At 29.2% G+C, this 16,795-nt stretch carries 15 protein-coding genes and 1 riboswitch; of the genes, 4 read left to right on the top strand and 11 right to left on the bottom strand.

All coding sequences use genetic code 11. The annotated features are described in order from the left end of the window. Positions 1 to 129: 129 nt before the first annotated feature. The 4 genes from QP548_RS03920 to QP548_RS03905 all read right to left on the bottom strand — a co-directional run bounded on the left by QP548_RS03920 (position 130) and on the right by QP548_RS03905 (position 5,087). On the bottom strand, positions 130 to 567 hold the full coding sequence (locus tag QP548_RS03920) for an ACT domain-containing protein (protein WP_061428409.1): 438 nt from the start codon (positions 565 to 567) through the stop codon (positions 130 to 132). 379 nt (positions 568 to 946) lie between these two features. Beyond that, on the bottom strand, positions 947 to 3,526 hold the full coding sequence (locus tag QP548_RS03915; RefSeq protein WP_061428411.1) for an alpha-mannosidase: 2,580 nt from the start codon (positions 3,524 to 3,526) through the stop codon (positions 947 to 949). A 108-nt stretch (positions 3,527 to 3,634) separates the two neighbouring features. Continuing rightward, complete coding sequence (locus QP548_RS03910; protein ID WP_061428413.1) at positions 3,635 to 4,216, bottom strand: GNAT family N-acetyltransferase; 582 nt, start codon at positions 4,214 to 4,216, stop codon at positions 3,635 to 3,637. Between the two features lie 31 nt (positions 4,217 to 4,247). Then, entirely contained in the window at positions 4,248 to 5,087 is an 840-nt protein-coding gene (locus QP548_RS03905; RefSeq protein WP_061428415.1) for a homocysteine S-methyltransferase family protein, read from the bottom strand. A gap of 241 nt (positions 5,088 to 5,328) precedes the next feature. On the opposite strand from QP548_RS03905, the gene QP548_RS03900 reads away from it, so the two are divergent. Continuing rightward, on the top strand, positions 5,329 to 6,057 hold the full coding sequence (locus tag QP548_RS03900; RefSeq protein ID WP_061428417.1) for a lysophospholipid acyltransferase family protein: 729 nt from the start codon (positions 5,329 to 5,331) through the stop codon (positions 6,055 to 6,057). A 43-nt stretch (positions 6,058 to 6,100) separates the two neighbouring features. Here the strand turns inward: QP548_RS03900 and QP548_RS03895 are convergent, their stop codons facing one another. Next, the gene (locus QP548_RS03895) at positions 6,101 to 7,489 is read right to left on the bottom strand and encodes an alanine/glycine:cation symporter family protein (RefSeq protein ID WP_061428419.1); all 1,389 of its coding nucleotides are present in this window, start codon (positions 7,487 to 7,489) and stop codon (positions 6,101 to 6,103) included. 68 nt (positions 7,490 to 7,557) lie between these two features. Then, positions 7,558 to 7,656: riboswitch (glycine riboswitch) on the bottom strand. A 139-nt stretch (positions 7,657 to 7,795) separates the two neighbouring features. Next, complete coding sequence (locus tag QP548_RS03890; protein ID WP_061428421.1) at positions 7,796 to 8,452, bottom strand: HDIG domain-containing metalloprotein; 657 nt, start codon at positions 8,450 to 8,452, stop codon at positions 7,796 to 7,798. A gap of 322 nt (positions 8,453 to 8,774) precedes the next feature. Between QP548_RS03890 and QP548_RS17065 the strand changes: the two genes are divergently transcribed. The 3 genes from QP548_RS17065 (at position 8,775) to QP548_RS03875 (ending at position 11,132) form a co-directional block, all read left to right on the top strand. Next, a complete protein-coding gene (locus tag QP548_RS17065) occupies positions 8,775 to 9,527 on the top strand; it encodes an ECF transporter S component (RefSeq protein WP_003454639.1) in 753 nt (250 codons plus the stop codon). A gap of 204 nt (positions 9,528 to 9,731) precedes the next feature. After that, positions 9,732 to 10,709: a P1 family peptidase gene (locus QP548_RS03880; protein ID WP_061428423.1), complete on the top strand. Its 978-nt coding sequence runs from the start codon at positions 9,732 to 9,734 to the stop codon at positions 10,707 to 10,709. A 240-nt stretch (positions 10,710 to 10,949) separates the two neighbouring features. Beyond that, complete coding sequence (locus QP548_RS03875) at positions 10,950 to 11,132, top strand: alpha/beta-type small acid-soluble spore protein (protein WP_003454632.1); 183 nt, start codon at positions 10,950 to 10,952, stop codon at positions 11,130 to 11,132. A 47-nt stretch (positions 11,133 to 11,179) separates the two neighbouring features. Here the strand turns inward: QP548_RS03875 and QP548_RS03870 are convergent, their stop codons facing one another. The 5 genes from QP548_RS03870 to clpB all read right to left on the bottom strand — a co-directional run bounded on the left by QP548_RS03870 (position 11,180) and on the right by clpB (position 16,761). Continuing rightward, positions 11,180 to 11,620, bottom strand: coding sequence for a gamma-glutamylcyclotransferase family protein (locus tag QP548_RS03870; protein ID WP_003475768.1), 441 nt, complete (start codon positions 11,618 to 11,620; stop codon positions 11,180 to 11,182). After that, positions 11,620 to 12,261 carry a pyroglutamyl-peptidase I gene (gene pcp, locus QP548_RS03865; protein ID WP_061428425.1) on the bottom strand — a complete coding sequence of 214 codons (642 nt, stop codon included), beginning with the start codon at positions 12,259 to 12,261 and terminating at the stop codon, positions 11,620 to 11,622. The genes QP548_RS03870 and pcp overlap by 1 nt, the downstream gene beginning before the upstream one ends. Before the next feature lie 35 nt (positions 12,262 to 12,296). Next, on the bottom strand, positions 12,297 to 13,226 hold the full coding sequence (locus QP548_RS03860; protein ID WP_061428427.1) for a DUF979 domain-containing protein: 930 nt from the start codon (positions 13,224 to 13,226) through the stop codon (positions 12,297 to 12,299). Positions 13,227 to 13,238: 12 nt separating this feature from the next. After that, positions 13,239 to 13,919 (bottom strand): DUF969 domain-containing protein, encoded by a 681-nt coding sequence (locus tag QP548_RS03855; protein ID WP_061428429.1) that lies wholly within the window; start codon positions 13,917 to 13,919, stop codon positions 13,239 to 13,241. Between the two features lie 241 nt (positions 13,920 to 14,160). Further along, positions 14,161 to 16,761, bottom strand: a complete 2,601-nt coding sequence (gene clpB / locus QP548_RS03850; RefSeq protein WP_061428431.1) for an ATP-dependent chaperone ClpB — start codon at positions 16,759 to 16,761, stop codon at positions 14,161 to 14,163. Positions 16,762 to 16,795 lie beyond the last annotated feature (34 nt).

Below are 16,795 nucleotides of genomic sequence, written 5' to 3'. Positions count from 1 at the left end.
ATATACACATTTCTTATACCATATTAATTATTAAACCATAATAATTATCCTTATCAAAAACATTTTCTACCAAATAAATAAATTTCAAAAAAAATTCCCAACTTAGATTGTTCTAAGTTAGGAATTTTTCTATTCCATGGCAACAAATTCTACCTTTTCAACACCATGAACTAATTCTATTTCATTTAACATTTCCTTTATATCACACTTCATAGTTGATATATCTATTGTGAAACTTACATGAGCTAATCCATGTATAGGTAACCCTTGATCTATTGTAAGTATATTTCCTCCAACATCTGATAATATATTTAAAACAGATGATAAAACTCCCTTTTCATGAGTAACCACCATATTAAATATAACTTTTCTACCTTGAAGGGTTTCTGCAAATTCAAATATATAGTCTTTATACTTATAATAAACACTTCTACTAATACCAGCTTGCTTTACAGCTTCTGTTATCTCCTTAACTTTTCCTTCTTTCAAAAGCCTTTTAGCATTTATTACCTTTTCAAAAACTTCTGGTAATACTCTTTTATCTATAACTAATAAATTTCCTTCCATTGGAACTATTCACCTCTTTACATCTATAAAATATCCAAAATCCAAGTAAAATAATAGCCCTCTTTTATTCGCCACTTATTAAAATACCACCTATAATTAATATTTTCAATAAAAAACATTATTTATAGATTAAATTTAAAAATACTTTAACACTAAAATAAAAGTATTAATTAAAATATTTTTATTTTATTTACTTAATATAATTAGATATAATTTTTAAATACTCTATATATGATAAAATCAAGATTTTAAGCTTTAATCATATACACACCTCAAGTATATCATCCTGTATTTCAAAACACAACTGTTCTCTAATAAAAGACATATGAAATTAATAAAGAGGACATATCAAAAGATATATCCTCTTATTAATTCCTTATTAAAGCACTATTTCAAAAGTTTTTATTTTTTTCTTCGAAATAATTCCATTAATAGCATTTTCTTTTACTTCTAGTTTTTCTATAAGTTCTTCATTTAAGTTAACTTCATTTATTTCTTTAACATCTCTATTAACTTTTATTTGGAAGTTTTCTTCCTTATCAGAAATGTTAAATATTCTTACTATTATAGAATCACCCTCTTCAGCTTTCTTAAATGCTGATAAAACTACATTTTCTCCCTTAATTGAAACTAAAGAATCCTCAGCTTTGAAATCTCCTTGAAGTGCTAACATTGGAGTATTTAAGTTATATGCTTCTTCGTAAGCTCTTTCTCCAGTATAATCTCCTTCATGAGCTATTATTGAATATTCAGCAACATTATTTCCTAAGCATTGAGCTTCTGGCGTTGGGAATACACCCCAATCTCCTAACTCTCCAACAGATCTTAATATTGTTAAAGCTATGGTATTTTCACCATCTCTTAATACCTCATACTCAGGTAATCCCATATTAGCAATCATAAGTCCAACTTTTCCGTCATTTACATCAACAAAGTTTGTTTGTTTTTGACAATTAGATGGATTTTGCCATCCTTCCCATGGAGTTGTTTCTCTTTCTATAACATCAAAATGTCCCTCTGCAAAATGAGTACTTGCTTCTATTCCAGTTGGGAATAATGCTCTTACTCTATGATCCTTTGCAGTATTTTCTATTTCAACTTTAATATCAACTCTCTTAGAAACTTCACTTAATACTATAGTAGAAACTAAGTTAATTTCAGTTGTTTCTTCTACTCTTCTACTTTCTTTCTTAATAGCTTTTACTGGTACTTCTAAAGTATTTTTAACCTTTATTACTTTTTCTACTTCATTATCTTTTAATACATTAATAGAAGCTTTATTTCCTAAAGTATTTATCACTAAATCTTTCTCTGGAGCTCTAAAGATATATTCATCTCCTATATCTCCACAATCTTCAAAGGCATTTAAATTTTTATACTCTTTATTTGTTCCTTTATGAAGTAAATCAAAGGTACCATTTTCATTAAACTTTAATGAGAAGAATTTATTTTCAAAAGTTAAATCTTTAGAAACTTCTTTTTCTTCTACCTTTTCACATGGAACTATTTTAAATGATTTTAATCCTAAAGCTTTTATATTATTAGCTAAGAATTTAACCTTAAATCTATTTACATACTCAGGTTGTCTAAATCTATTATTTGGAAGAGTATATTTAAATGTTTCTCCTAAGACTTCAACCACTGATGGAACTTCCTCTCCATTTTCTGTAACGACCTTGAAGTTTTCTATGCCTGATTCTTTATTTACATCAACTGTAGCCTCTACTACTTCACTTCTATCCCATCCTAAGGTATTAAATACAACAATGCTTTCTCTATCAGTAGTAGTTCCATTTACTAGATTTAACATATGCTCAGTACTTCTAGCTATCATTTCCTCTGATATTTGCATACTAGATTTAAATCTTGTCACCATATCTTGATGAACTTCATCAATACTACATCCACAGATTGAATCATGAGGATGGTTTTGAATTAAGTATTTCCATGCTTGAAGTATGAAATCACTTTCGTATTTCTTTCCTTCTAATGAAGCCATAACTCCTAAAGGCTCAACATATCTTTCTAAAAGAACTTGAAACTTATTATTCATTTGCTTTAAGTAAAGTCTTGATGAAGCTGTGTTACATAGAGTCCACCAGCCATCTGTATATTGACCATTTAATTCTCCTGTAACTTCTTTTAAGTCTTTAACTTCTTTCTTAACATCCTCTATATATTGAACTAAATTACTATGAACTAATTCAAAATCAACATCTTCTTTTACATTATCTATTATGTCACCAACATTTGTTTGAACTGGTTGATGATCACATCCATTCATTAATAGTATTTGATTTGTTGTAGCATACATATCTGCTTTATTAACTCTATCATTTAAGAATTCAATAGCTTCTTTTTTATCTGCTGGAATTTCATTACCATTACTATACCAGTTAGCCATAAGTATTCCTAAAACTTCTGATCCATCTGGTGATTTCCATAATACCTCTGAGTGATATTCATTTTCTCCTGCTTCTTCAACCTTTTGATTATCAAAAGCTATTGGAGTTATTCCTCTACCGAATACTGCATTATCTATTCCAAATCCTCTTAGTATTTGAGGAGCTTGAGATATATTACCAAAAGAATCTGGGAAATAACCTATTTTTACTGGGTTTCCAAATCTTTTTGCAAATCTCATTCCTAAAAGCATATTTCTTACATTTGCTTCTGCACTTATTAAATATTCATCTTGAAGAACATACCATGGGCCTACATGAAGTCTTCCCTCTTCTATAAGTTTCTTTAATCTATGAAACATATATGGCTTTATTTCTAAATAATCATCTAGAGCTATAGTTTGTCCATCTAAATGGAAATATTTAAAATGCTCATTATTCTCTAAGGTATCTATTAATGAATCCATAAAATCTACTAATTTAACTCTATGTTTTTGAAATGGTATATACCATTCTCTATCCCAGTGACTATGGGAAACTACATGTACTTTTTTCATGCCTAACCTCTCCTTATCTAAAGTTCATTAACCTATACCTAGATTATATACGTTTACAAAGCATTCATTCAATTTTCAATCTTATATGTTTAGTGGACTTTTTATAGATTATTTAATTTTAATATCACTTTTTATTAGTGAATAAACACATATATTAATATATTCATCTTTACTCTTGTTATAATAATGCTCTCTTAAAATTCCATCCTTATGAAATCCTAGCTTCTCTGATAGTTTAATTGATGAAATATTATTACTATCAATCATGGCTATAATTCTATTCATATCTAAAATTTCAAATGCAAAGTTTTCTATAGCTTTAATACACTCTGAAGCAACTCCCTTTCCCCAAAAATTCTTTTCTATAGTGTAACCAATCTCAGTATTATTAGAATAAAAATCTATATTATAAAGACCTATATCTCCAATAAATTCTTTACTTTCTTTATTTATTATAGCCCACCTTATTCCCTTTTTCTCCTTGTACATTAACTTAACCTTTTTAAAATAAAATTCAACTTGTTTTTCAGGATCATAAACTTCTGTACCTGAATATTTCATTATATCCTCATCTGAAAATAAACTAATGAAATGATTCTTATGCTTTTCTTCTATTTCTTTAAGTATAAATCTTTCAGTCTCAATAATAGGAAACTCTAAAAAAACTTTTTCTCTCTTATTTTCACCCATAATTATATCCCCTTATTATATCTTCTATACTCTATTTCAAATTACAAATAGCTCTTATATATTCTGGAGTTGTTCCACAACATCCTCCTATTATATTAACTCCCTTTTCAAGGGCTTTTTTAGATAAATTTTTAAATTCTTCTAAAGTCTTATCATATATAAGCTCTTCCCCTACTTTTTTTGGTATTCCTAAATTAGCCTTTATCATTATAGGAAGATTTGTATTTTCCTTAAGTATATCTAAGGCCATTAGTATTTCTTCGTACTCTGTACAGTTTATTCCTAAAGCATCTACTCCTAAAGGCTCTAAAGTTGAAACAATATTTTTTATGAAATTAGGAATATCCTTTTTATAAGCTAAAGTAAAGGAACATATAACCTTTTTATCTGTTAAAGTTTTTGCTTTTTTAACTGCAAATTCACCTTCCTTTAAACTTCCTAAGGTTTCAAAAATAACTAAATCAAATTTATCTTTTGAAACATTAATTATTCTTTCAGTATTTTCATAAACAATTTCTTTAAAAGAAGAATCATTTTCTTCTATATAATATGAAAGTGGACCTATGTCTAAGGCAACTAAGCCATGATCTCCACATGCTTTTTTAGCAATATGAATTCCTGCCTCTATAACTTCCTCTAAATTATAATTATTCCTTTTTGCATTTATAATATTACACATAAATGTGTTTGAAAGTATTAAGTTAGCTCCAGATTCTATATACTCTCTATGAATTTTTTCTATTAATTCAGGCTTTTTAATATTTAAAAGTTCTGATGGAGTCTCTTTTAAATTTACTCCTAATTTCATTATTCTAGTTCCCATAGCTCCATCTGCTATTATTACTCCATTTTTCAAATCTAAATTTTTCATCTTAATGTATTCTCCAATCAAAGTAATTTATATTCTAAAATAAGTTATATTGCTTTACTTTCTATTTAATTTATCTCAAATAAAACAACTCTATTTTTGTAAATTATATTCTATAAGAAAGAAATAGTAAATATCCACACTTTTTTATTATTGCTCTCCACAAAATAAATTCCATATTTGATATTTTTTAAAAACTGTTATAATATTACTTAGTACTAGTAATATTAAAGGGGCGAAATATATGTTTAGATCTATATATTGGTATGGAAAAGGATATGCCTGGACATTAATAAAATCCTTATCTGATATAAAAAAAATAAATAAAATGGAAGAGGAAGGTAAGCTTGAGGAAAGAGATGAATACATATATCAATGCAGTAGAAGAATAGCTCATACTTTTCTTAAGGATGCTGGAATAGAAGTTAATGTTGAAGGTTTAGAGAATATTCCTAATGGACCTGTTCTTTTTGTTTGTAACCATCAAAGTAATATGGATATTCCTGTAATCATGTACTCTATTGATAGACCAAAGGGATTCATAGCAAAAAAAGAACTTGAAAAAATGCCTATATTAAAAGATTGGATAATACTTTCAAAGGCTATATTTATTGATAGGGAACACCCTAAAAAAGCTATGGCCGGTATTATACAAGGAATTAAACAATTAAAAGATGGATATTCAATGGTTGTTTTCCCTGAAGGAACAAGAAGTCAATGTAGTAAAATGGGAGAATTTAAAGCTGGTAGTTTTAAATTAGCTACTAAACCAAAGGTTCCTATAGTTCCTCTTACAATTGATGGAACATATAAAATAATGGAAGGAAATCATTATTTCATAAAACCTGGTAAAGTAAATCTTTATATTCATCCACCAGTTTATACTGATAAACTTACAAAGGAAGAAATTACAGAGCTTCCTGAAAAAGTTGAAAATATAGTTAGAAGTAAACTTCCTAATGAAGGAAGATAAAAAAATCCATGAGTAATATTTACTCATGGATTTTTTATTTATATTAATTTAAAACAGTTCCTTCTAATTCTGTACTCTCTTCACTTAAAGCTTTTTCTTTAAAGAATTCTTCTGTTTCTTCTATAACTACTTTTCTTAATCCAATAATACCTACAAGGTTTGGAATTGCCATTAATCCATTAACAATATCTGCAATTATGAATATTAATGTTAATGGTAAGAATGATCCTATAGCAACTAAAATTATATATAAAATTCTATATGGTTTTATAGCTTTTATTCCAAATAAATACTCAATGCATCTTTCTCCATAATAGTTCCATCCTAATATTGTAGTAAATGCAAAGAACATAAGTCCTATATTAACTATATATGTTCCTATATTACTTATAGGAAGACCTATTTCAAAGGCCTGTGTTGTAAGTGCTGCTCCTTCTAAACTTCCACTATAGGCACCAGTAAGAATTATTACTATACCTGTCATTGTACAAATAAGAATTGTATCAAAGAATGTACCTGTCATTGAAATAAGTCCTTGCTTAACTGGAGACTTAGTCTTAGCTGCCGCCGCTGCTATTGGAGCACTTCCAAGGCCAGCTTCATTAGAGAAAACTCCTCTAGCTATTCCACTTTTCATTACAGTTATTATGCTAACTCCTACAGCTCCGCCTAAAGCCGCCTTAGGATTAAAGGCACTTTCAATAATTATTGATACTGCATGTGGAACCTTATCTAAATTAAAAGCTATAACAATTAAAACTCCTAATATATAAAGTCCTGCCATTAAAGGAACTACCTTTTCTGATACACTAGATATTCTTTTTATTCCACCTAAAATTACTAAAGCAACTAATAAAGTTACTATTCCTGCTGTAACAATTGTAGGAACATTAAATGTAATACTTGCTGCATCAGTTATGGACTTAACTTGTCCAAAAGTTCCTATTCCTAATAAGGCTACACCAATTCCAAAGAAAGCAAAAATATTAGCTAACCAATTTAAACCAAGTCCATTTTTTATATAGTACATTGGTCCACCTGCCATTTGGCCATTTTCATCTACAACCCTATACTTTATAGCAAGTACACCTTCTGCATATTTAGTTGCCATTCCAAAGAAAGCAGCTACCCACATCCAAAATAATGCTCCTGGTCCACCTGCCTTTATAGCAGTGGCAACACCAACTATGTTTCCAGTACCTATAGTAGCTGAAAGGGCTGTACATAAGGCTCCAAAACTTGAAACATCTCCCTCTGCATCCTCACAAGAAGATTCCTCATCTTTTTTAAATACATACTTTAAAGCTAATGGTAATTTTAAGATTTGTAATAGTTTTAGTCTTATAGTCAGGTATATTCCTGTTCCTACAAGCAGCACAAGAAGTGGCACTCCCCATACTAAATTGTCGATTTGATTTAATAAGTTTTCCATAAAAAAAATCCTCCTTAAATTTAAATTTGCGGAGGAGAATAAGGATACTTAAAAAATTTAAGTAACTAACCTTATCCTCTGTCCTTTTACCTGAGAGTTTCAGTCAAAAATTTTGACCTTGCTCCTTCGGTGCTCTTTTTTAAAAGAGTCTCTCCAGAGGCTCGTCCAGTAACGGTCCTAATACCTGAAAGATTTCCCTCTTCGGTGGATATTTAAAATATCACTCTCCCATTACCTTCATCCGAACATATTGAATTTTAATTTATAATAGACATTATATAAGTAATTATTATAAAAATCAATTACTTATTTTCCCAAAACATATAATTTCTCATAATTCTTATTAGTTTTCTCATTAATTTTAACTATAAAATCATTTATTGAATCTAAGATTTTTTTCTTATCTTCTAAAGTCTTTTTCCCTCTTCCAATTCTATCACAATAAGTCAATAAAGCTATATCATGAAGATCTGAACTTTTAACCATATCTTCTGGTTTTACAAAGGGTAAATTTTTATCTATATAAAGATAAGACATATGATATCTAACTAAACTGCTTACTTCACTTATAAACTCCCCTTCATCTGTAACCTCTTCTAATATTTCTTTTGAAAGTTTCGCTCCTACCCTATCATGGTCATAAGCAGTCCATCTTCCCTTTCTCATTTTAGTAGTATCTCTCTTTCCAATGTCATGAAGTAAAGCTGCCCACATAAATTCTCTTTTATTATTAGCAAGCTCTCTTAAACTTGCTGCTTCATCTAAAACTTGCATTGTATGAATCCATACATTTCCTTCTGGGTGGTGTTTTTTCTCTTGCTTAACCTCTTCTAAATCCCTTAATATTTCTAAAAAAGAGCCTTCTAAAAGCTTCTTTTCCTTTAAATAATTTAAAAATTCTGATGGATTCTTATCCTCTAAAATATGCTTTTCTAAAATTTCAAATAATTCTTTATCCTTCATATATAAACTCCTAAACTTTCACTAATTAAAATTTATTTTTAATTTAACTTAATTATATTTTACCACCAATAATTTAAATTCATTCTTTTATTAATTGTCAGAAAATTACTACTTTATGCTTTTAATCCCTGTAAGTAAGCCATTCTGCCTTTTATGGTATTTATAAATTTGCACAAAATTTCCTTTTTATATTGAATTACTTAAAAAGTTAATGTTAAAATATCACTGTCGGTATTCTATATTAGAAGCTGAACTATTTTGTACGGTTAAAAATTTAACAACCGAATTATATCCCACTGGGAATAAGAACGGAGGAGAGTCAATGAATGCAGTCTATCAAACTAGACAAAAAACAAGAAAACTAGTAGTTATTGGTATGCTATCTGGTATATCAATATTTCTAGGATTAACAGGATTAGGATTTATAAATATTCCACCTGTTAAGGCTACTATTATGCATATTCCTGTTATAATAGGAGCTATTATTGAAGGTCCTATTGTAGGAGGATTAATAGGACTAGTTTTTGGATTATTTTCTATGTATCAAGCTTTTACGGCGCCAATGCCAACTAGCTTTATGTTCTGGAATCCTATTATAGCTTTAGTTCCTAGAATTCTTATAGGTGTGGTAAGTTACTATGTATATGCATCTATGATTAAAGGATCTAAAAAGAATTTAAAAGCTACATCAATTATAAGTTCTCTTATTCTTGGAGTTCTTCTATTTGTAAGTTCTGAAGCTTTAACAGATTCTTTAACTATATCAGCTATAATCGGTGTTTTATTCTTTTTAGCAAGTATGATTATCATGTTTAAATTTAAACATAAAAATAAAGAAGAAGCCCTATCTATAGGTACAGCTTCCGTAATTGGAACCTTAACAAATACCATAGGTGTACTTGGCTTAACATATGTTTTTTATTTAGAGAGATATGCTTCTGCTCTAGGAATATCTGAACATGCTGCAAAATTAACCTTAGCAGGAATAGGAGTTACAAATGGAATTCCTGAGGCATTTATATCAGCCTTAATATCAATTCCTGTTATATTAGGAGTTAGAAAAATTTTAAGATAATTTAAGATTATAAATATATTTTAGCGTATAGCTTACTTAAAGTTATACGCTAAAACTTTATTCAGTTATTAGTAAAGGTTTAAATTTTTTAAACTTTATATTAATTTTAAACTCTGTAAATTATCACTTATGTAAAATAGAGTATTATTCTTAAAATATAACATTTAAATCATATAAAACAATTTAATGGAGGTGTATATTATAATGTTTGAAATAAAGATTACAGATATAGAGGGTTTTAAACTAGGACATGCTCAAGATTTTGAAGGTGCTACAGGTTGTACAGTTTTACTATGTGAAGAAGGTGCTTCTGGAGGAGTTGATGTTCGTGGTGGAGCTCCTGGAACTAGAGAAACCGATTTATTAAATCCTATGGAAATGGTTGATAAAGTTCATGCTGTAGTATTATCTGGTGGATCTGCCTTTGGACTTGATGCCTGCTCAGGTGTTATGGAATATCTAGAAAATAAAAATATTGGATTTGACGTAGGGGTGGCTAAAGTTCCTATAGTATGTGGTGCTGTTTTATTTGACTTAGCCTGTGGTAATCCTAAAGTAAGACCTAATAAGGAAATGGGTTTAGAAGCCTGTAAAAATTCTGAAACCTATCTTGACTCAAAAAACGGAAATATAGGTTGTGGAACAGGCGCAACAGTAGGTAAAGCCTTAAATCAAAAACTTGCTATGAAAGGTGGTTTTGGAAGCTATGCAGTGCAAGTTGGAGATTTAAAGGTAGGAGCTATTGTAGGAGTTAATAGCCTAGGTGATATTGTTGATCCTAATAATAATAATAAAATAATAGCTGGTGGCTTAAGCCAAGATAGGAATTCCTTTATAAACATAGAGGAAAGCTTATTAGCTAATTATTCTAACCCTAAAAATGTTTTTAAAGGAAATACTACTATTGGGTGCATAGTGACTAATGGTGATTTTAATAAAGCTCAAGCTAATAAAATTGCATCTATGGCTCAAAATGGTTTTGGAAGAACCATTCGCCCTGCTCACACTATGTTTGATGGTGATACAATATTTACTCTTTCATCAAATAAAGTTAAGGCAGATATAAATGTAGTTGGTCTTTTAGCTGCTCAAGTTATGGAGAAAGCTATTATAAAAGCTGTTAAAGAGGCTGATTCTTCATATGGATTCTTATCACATAAAGATTTAAAATTTAATGTATAAATTAAAAAGCTCAAACAGATAATAATTCTGTTTGAGCTTTTTTCAAAAATATATTTAATTTTACTTTCATAAGATAAATCAATTCTACTTGTAATTTTATACCATAATGTGATTTTTAATCCTATATTGGATATAAGTTTATAGATTATTAAATCCAATTCTGCACATCATAATATTGAAAGGAAAAGAAAAACTTAACCTTTCAAAAAAATCTTATTAAACTTAAAGGAGGAATTCAAAATGTCACAACATTTAGTTCCAGAAGCAAAAAACGGTTTATCAAAATTCAAAAATGAGGTAGCAAATGAAATGGGAGTACCATTCTCAGACTACAACGGAGACCTTAGCTCAAGACAATGCGGAAGCGTTGGTGGAGAAATGGTTAAAAGAATGGTAGAAAAATACGAACAATCAATGAAATAATAACTCAAAATAAGAGGTAAGAATTTTCTTACCTCTTATTTTTTACTTTAAGAAACTTTTTTAAGCATAAAGTTCCTCCAATTTCCATCTTGTATTAATATACTGTTATTTTCAAAGTCATCTTTATCATTCATTCCATAATAATAAACATAGCATTTTTCAGAAGATTTCTTTCCTAAAATTTCAACATCCATCTCAATTCTATTATATTCATTATTTTTGTTATTAACTCCTAAGTATCCTTCCATAAGATCCATAGCATTTATAACATTTTCGTAATCAAGAATAGTCATAACTTCTCCATATACAAATCCATCCCCTTCAATTAAAGCAGGATATCCTTTTTTAGGCATATGGTATAAAGTTCCCTTTACCCTTCCTAATTCACTTTTTATAACTTTCCCTTTTAAGTATTTTTCATAATTGAAAAACCCTGTTCTCAAACTTCCATAAACAAAGATTTTTCTTTTAACCTTAGGTTCTAACATTAACAAACAGCTCCTCCTACAGTTTTAATATCATTATCATTTAAAACTATAGCCTTTATACTAAGCTCTAATCCTTTTGCTATATCATTAATAGACATAGAAGGTGTATTAGGTTTATTTACAACTTGTGCTGGAATATAAGGTACATGTATAAATCCAGCTCTTATATTTTTATACTTTTTATTTACTAAGTATAAAACTCCATACATAACATGATTACAAACAAAAGTTCCAGCTGTATTAGAAACTGATGCAGGTATTCCATTATCAACCATTTCCTTAACCATTGCTTTTATAGGTAAGTTACTAAAATATGCACTTTCTCCATCTTCATATATAGGAATATCTATTGGTTGATTTCCTTCATTGTCCTCTATTCTTGCATCATCCATATTTATAGCTACTCTTTCTGGAGTTACACCAAATCTTCCTCCAGCTTGTCCTACAGAAATAACTACATCTGGATTAATTTCCTCTATTTTTTCTTCTATTTTTTCAAGAGATTTTCTAAAAACTGTAGGTATTTCTAATTTAATAACCTGAGCTCCTTCTATATTTTCTGGTATCATTTTAACAGCTTCTAAAGCTGGGTTTATACTTTCTCCTCCAAAGGGATCAAATCCTGTAATTAATACTTTCATTCTCATACACTCCTTACTTTCTAATACCTAGTTAATTAAAATGCTAAGAAATACATTAAAGCTATATGTATAACTAATAAAATTATAGCAAATAAACTTTGACATTTCATAACCACATTCTTATCTTTTGTCTCTAATAAGGCCGCTGGCATAACGTTAAAGTTTGCTGCCATCGGGGTTAATAATGTTCCACAATACCCTGCAGTTAGAGCTAAAGCTCCTGCTATGGCTACATTAGCTCCTTGAGCAAATACAAATGGTAATCCTATTCCCACAGTTATAACTGAGAAGGCTGCAAAGGCATTTCCCATTATCATAGTGAATACTGCCATTCCTACACAGTAAGCTATTACACCTGCTAATATGTTTCCTTCAGGAATAAAATTAGATATACCTGATGATATAACATCTCCTACTCCCGCTGCTGTAAATACTGTTCCTAAAGCTGCTAAAAGTTGAGGTAATATACTTGTAGATCCAACTGATTGAACCATTCTGTTACTATCCTCTACTAAATGCTTTGGTTTAGCTTTTAATACTAAGAAAGTTGTTATTACAGCTGCCACAGAAGCTATACCTATGGCAACAGTTCCTGATAAACTTGTAAATTGTGCAATAACTAAAGATCCAGCTGCTATTACAATTGAAGGTAAAAAAATCTTATTCTTTAACTTTTTAGCTTGCATTTCTGCAAAATCTAAATTAGGCATTTTTAAGTTTCCTATATTTACTTGTTTACTTGCAGTTAATACTCCTATAACTAAAAGCAATGCCCCTACTACTACAGGTGGAATAGCTCCTCCTGCTATAAATATGATTGACAATATAGTCCAAAAGATTGCCGTTCCTATTCTAGTTTTATGTTTCTGGTCTTTTAATGTATCAATTGCAGTATTTAACATTAAAAGTCCTACTATTATATAAAAGATTTCAAGCAATGCATTAGAAATCATTTGCATATTCATTAATTATCACCCCTATTTTATCTCTTCTTTGTTCTTTGATAGGTTTATACTTAACCTTTTATCTAATAATCTATTTTGTAATACTCCTAATATTAAAGCTATTATAGCTATTGGAACTGAAGCTTTTGCTATATCTAAAGCATTAACTCCATATCCTAGTTCTTCTAAGGTTCCTGCTATTAAAAGAACTCCTGAACTTGCTAAGAATACATTTTGTCCAAAGAAGTTTCCATAGTTGTCCATTGCAGCTGCTGTTCCCTTTATTAAATCTTCATTTTTATCATCTAATTCTCCATATTTACTGACAGCTGCTCCCTGAGCCATTGGGTTTATAAGTGGTCTTATAAATTGTGCTTGTCCACTTAATCTTAGTGAAACTGCAGCCCCAACTTCTCTAATAAATAAATAGCAACTTAAAAGTTTCCCAGTTGACATATTTTTCATATTTTTTATTAAGGTTATAGCTCTCTCTTTTAAACCAAATCTTTCACACATACCTATTACAGGTAAAGTTAATATAAATAATGTCATGTGTCTTTGGCTTACAAAGGTTGATCCTAATTTCTCTAATATTTCATACAAACTCATATGTGCTACTAATCCAGTTGATAATCCTGCTACTAATACAACTGCTATAGTATCAAATTTAAGTGCAAATCCTATTATTACTATTACTATTCCTATCAGTTCCACTTTTATCTCCCCTTTTCAAGTTATAATTTTATATTTGTTATTTTTTATTTTCGTATTTTAAAATTATTATAACCATAAAATTTTCAATTTTCTACAGTTTTTTATTAAAATTTTATAAATTTAAAATGTTTTCATTATTAATTTGTTTTTTATTATCATTTTATTAAAAATATATTTAAAATTACAAAAATAAGGACCATAGATTTAATTAAACCTATGGTCCTTATAAATTTACTATATTTTATTTTCTAGAAACTATAATTTTTCCATCTACTCCATCTATTAAAGCAACAGATCCATCATAAATTTCTCCTGCAATTATCTTCTTAGCTATTTCAGTTTCTAAGACATTGCTTATATATCTCTTTAATGGTCTAGCTCCATATACTGGATCATATCCTTCTTCAGCTAATATTTCCTTAGCTCCATCAGTAACTTCAAGAGTTATATTTCTTTCTCTTAATCTATTTTCAACATCTCTTAAGAAGATATCTATTATTTTCTTAATTCCTTCACTGCTTAAAGGTCTAAACATTATGATATCATCTACTCTGTTTAAGAATTCTGGTTTGAATCTTAACTTCATTTCATTCATAACATTTTCTCTAATATCATCTTCTATACCTTCATTAGATTTATTTTCTAATAAGTATCCACTACCTATGTTAGAAGTCATAATTATTATAGTGTTTTTGAAATCAACAGTTTTACCTTTATTATCTGTTAATCTACCATCATCTAATATTTGAAGGAATAAGTTAAATACATCATCATGTGCTTTTTCTATTTCATCAAATAATATTACTGAATATGGGTTTCTTCTAACAGCTTCTGTTAATTGTCCCCCTTCTTCATATCCTACATATCCTGGAGGAGGTCCTATTAATCTAGATACTGCATGTTTTTCCATATATTCAGACATATCTATTCTTACTGTATTGTCTTCGCTATCAAATAAATTTCTAGCTAAAGTTTTTGCAAGCTCTGTTTTACCAACTCCAGTAGGTCCTAAGAATATAAATGATCCTATTGGTTTTCTTTCATCTTTAAGACCAGCTCTTGCTCTTATTACAGCATTAGCCACTGCAGTTGTAGCCTCATCTTGACCTATTACTCTTTCTCTTAATTCTTCTTCTAGTCTTAAAAGTTTTTCTCTTTCACTTTCAACTAGTTTTGTAACAGGAATTCCAGTCCATTTTGAGATTATTTCTGAAATTTCATTTTCAGTAACCTCTTCTTTTAATAAAGCATTTTCATTGTCTTTTTCCATACTTGCTTCTTGTTCTTTTATTTTACGTTCAAGTTCTGGAATTTTTCCATATTTAAGTTCTGCAACTTTATTTAAATCATATTCTCTTTCATATTTTTCAGCTAATCCTCTTGCTTCATCTAACTCAGCCTTTAAGTCCCTAACTGCTGAAATATGAGATTTTTCTTTTTCATATTTAATTGTCATCTCATCATTTTTATCTTGAAGCTCTGCAAGCTCTTTTTCTAAAGCAACTAATCTTTCCTTAGATGCATCATCATTTTCTTTTGATAAAGCTTCCTTTTCAGTTTCAAGCATTAAAATCTTTCTTCTTATAATATCTAATTCAGTTGGAAGAGAATCTATTTCACTTCTTATCATAGCACCAGCTTCATCTATTAAATCTATAGCCTTATCTGGTAAATATCTATCTTGAATATATCTATGAGAAAGTTTTGCAGCAGCTACTATTGCTGAATCATGGATTCTAATTCCATGGTGAATTTCAAATCTTTCTTTTAATCCTCTTAAAATTGATACTGTTTCTTCAACTGTTGGTTCTTCAACTATTACAGGTTGGAATCTTCTTTCTAGAGCTTTATCCTTTTCTATATATTGTCTATATTCGTCAAAAGTTGTAGCTCCTATGCAGTGAAGTTCTCCTCTTGCAAGCATTGGTTTAATTAAATTTCCTGCATCCATTGCACCATCTGTTTTACCAGCCCCTACAATTGTATGAATTTCATCTATGAATAAAAGTATTTTTCCTTCTGAACTTTGAACTTCTTTTAAAACAGCTTTTAATCTTTCTTCAAATTCTCCTCTGTATTTAGCACCAGCTATTAATGCACCCATATCTAATGAGATAATTACCTTATCCTTTAGTCCCTCTGGTACATCTCCTCTTACAATTCTTTCTGCTAAGCCTTCAACTATAGCAGTTTTACCAACTCCAGGTTCTCCTATTAGTATTGGATTATTCTTAGTTTTTCTTGAAAGAATTCTAACAGCTCTTCTTATTTCTTCATCTCTTCCTATAACAGGATCTAATTTATGTTGTTTTACAAGTTCTATTAAATTAGTACCGTATTTATCTAAAGCTTCATAAGTTCCTTCTGGATCTTGTGAATCTACTCTTTGACTTCCTCTAACTTCATTTAAAACCTTTAGGAATCCATCTTTAGTTATGTTATTTTTTCTTAAGATTTCTCCTACAGCTCCATTTTTATCTATATCAATCATTGCAAGCATTACATGCTCAACACTTATATATGAATCTTCAAATTGTTTTGAAATTTCTTCTGCCTTTATTAATACTTCATTTATTCTTCTTGTAGCAGTAACCCCTGATGATTGTGCTGCTTCTCCTAAAACCTTAGGCATTCTATCTATTTGAACATGAATGTCTCTTTTTAATGAATCTATATTAACACCCATTTTTTCAAATATATTAGGAATTAAACCATCTTTTTGATTTACTAATGCTGAAAATAAGTGAATTATATCTAATTGTTGATTATTATATTTAACTGCTATTTCATAAGCATCGTTTAAGCTTTGTTGTACTCTTAATGTCATTTTATCTGCATTCATTTTATCACCTCAATATTCTCTTTTTTGTATCTCA

The sequence above is a fragment of the Clostridium sp. UMB9555A genome, from assembly GCF_030222355.1.
Classification (GTDB): domain Bacteria; phylum Bacillota; class Clostridia; order Clostridiales; family Clostridiaceae; genus Sarcina; species Sarcina perfringens.
Note: the sequence above shows the minus strand (reverse complement) of the source record. Positions and strands in the feature narration are given on the sequence as shown.

Excerpts from the sequence above, each read along its gene's own strand:
- QP548_RS03920 (WP_061428409.1), bottom strand. The coding sequence starts at position 567 with ATGGAAGGAAATTTATTAGTTATAGATAAAAGAGTATTACCAGAAGTT.
- QP548_RS03915 (WP_061428411.1), bottom strand. The coding sequence starts at position 3,526 with ATGAAAAAAGTACATGTAGTTTCCCATAGTCACTGGGATAGAGAATGG.
- QP548_RS03910 (WP_061428413.1), bottom strand. The coding sequence starts at position 4,216 with ATGGGTGAAAATAAGAGAGAAAAAGTTTTTTTAGAGTTTCCTATTATT.
- QP548_RS03905 (WP_061428415.1), bottom strand. The coding sequence starts at position 5,087 with ATGAAAAATTTAGATTTGAAAAATGGAGTAATAATAGCAGATGGAGCT.
- QP548_RS03900 (WP_061428417.1), top strand. The coding sequence starts at position 5,329 with ATGTTTAGATCTATATATTGGTATGGAAAAGGATATGCCTGGACATTA.
- QP548_RS03895 (WP_061428419.1), bottom strand. The coding sequence starts at position 7,489 with ATGGAAAACTTATTAAATCAAATCGACAATTTAGTATGGGGAGTGCCA.
- QP548_RS03890 (WP_061428421.1), bottom strand. The coding sequence starts at position 8,452 with ATGAAGGATAAAGAATTATTTGAAATTTTAGAAAAGCATATTTTAGAG.
- QP548_RS17065 (WP_003454639.1), top strand. The coding sequence starts at position 8,775 with ATGAATGCAGTCTATCAAACTAGACAAAAAACAAGAAAACTAGTAGTT.
- QP548_RS03880 (WP_061428423.1), top strand. The coding sequence starts at position 9,732 with ATGTTTGAAATAAAGATTACAGATATAGAGGGTTTTAAACTAGGACAT.
- QP548_RS03875 (WP_003454632.1), top strand. The coding sequence starts at position 10,950 with ATGTCACAACATTTAGTTCCAGAAGCAAAAAACGGTTTATCAAAATTC.
- QP548_RS03870 (WP_003475768.1), bottom strand. The coding sequence starts at position 11,620 with ATGTTAGAACCTAAGGTTAAAAGAAAAATCTTTGTTTATGGAAGTTTG.
- pcp (WP_061428425.1), bottom strand. The coding sequence starts at position 12,261 with ATGAAAGTATTAATTACAGGATTTGATCCCTTTGGAGGAGAAAGTATA.
- QP548_RS03860 (WP_061428427.1), bottom strand. The coding sequence starts at position 13,226 with ATGAATATGCAAATGATTTCTAATGCATTGCTTGAAATCTTTTATATA.
- clpB (WP_061428431.1), bottom strand. The coding sequence starts at position 16,761 with ATGAATGCAGATAAAATGACATTAAGAGTACAACAAAGCTTAAACGAT.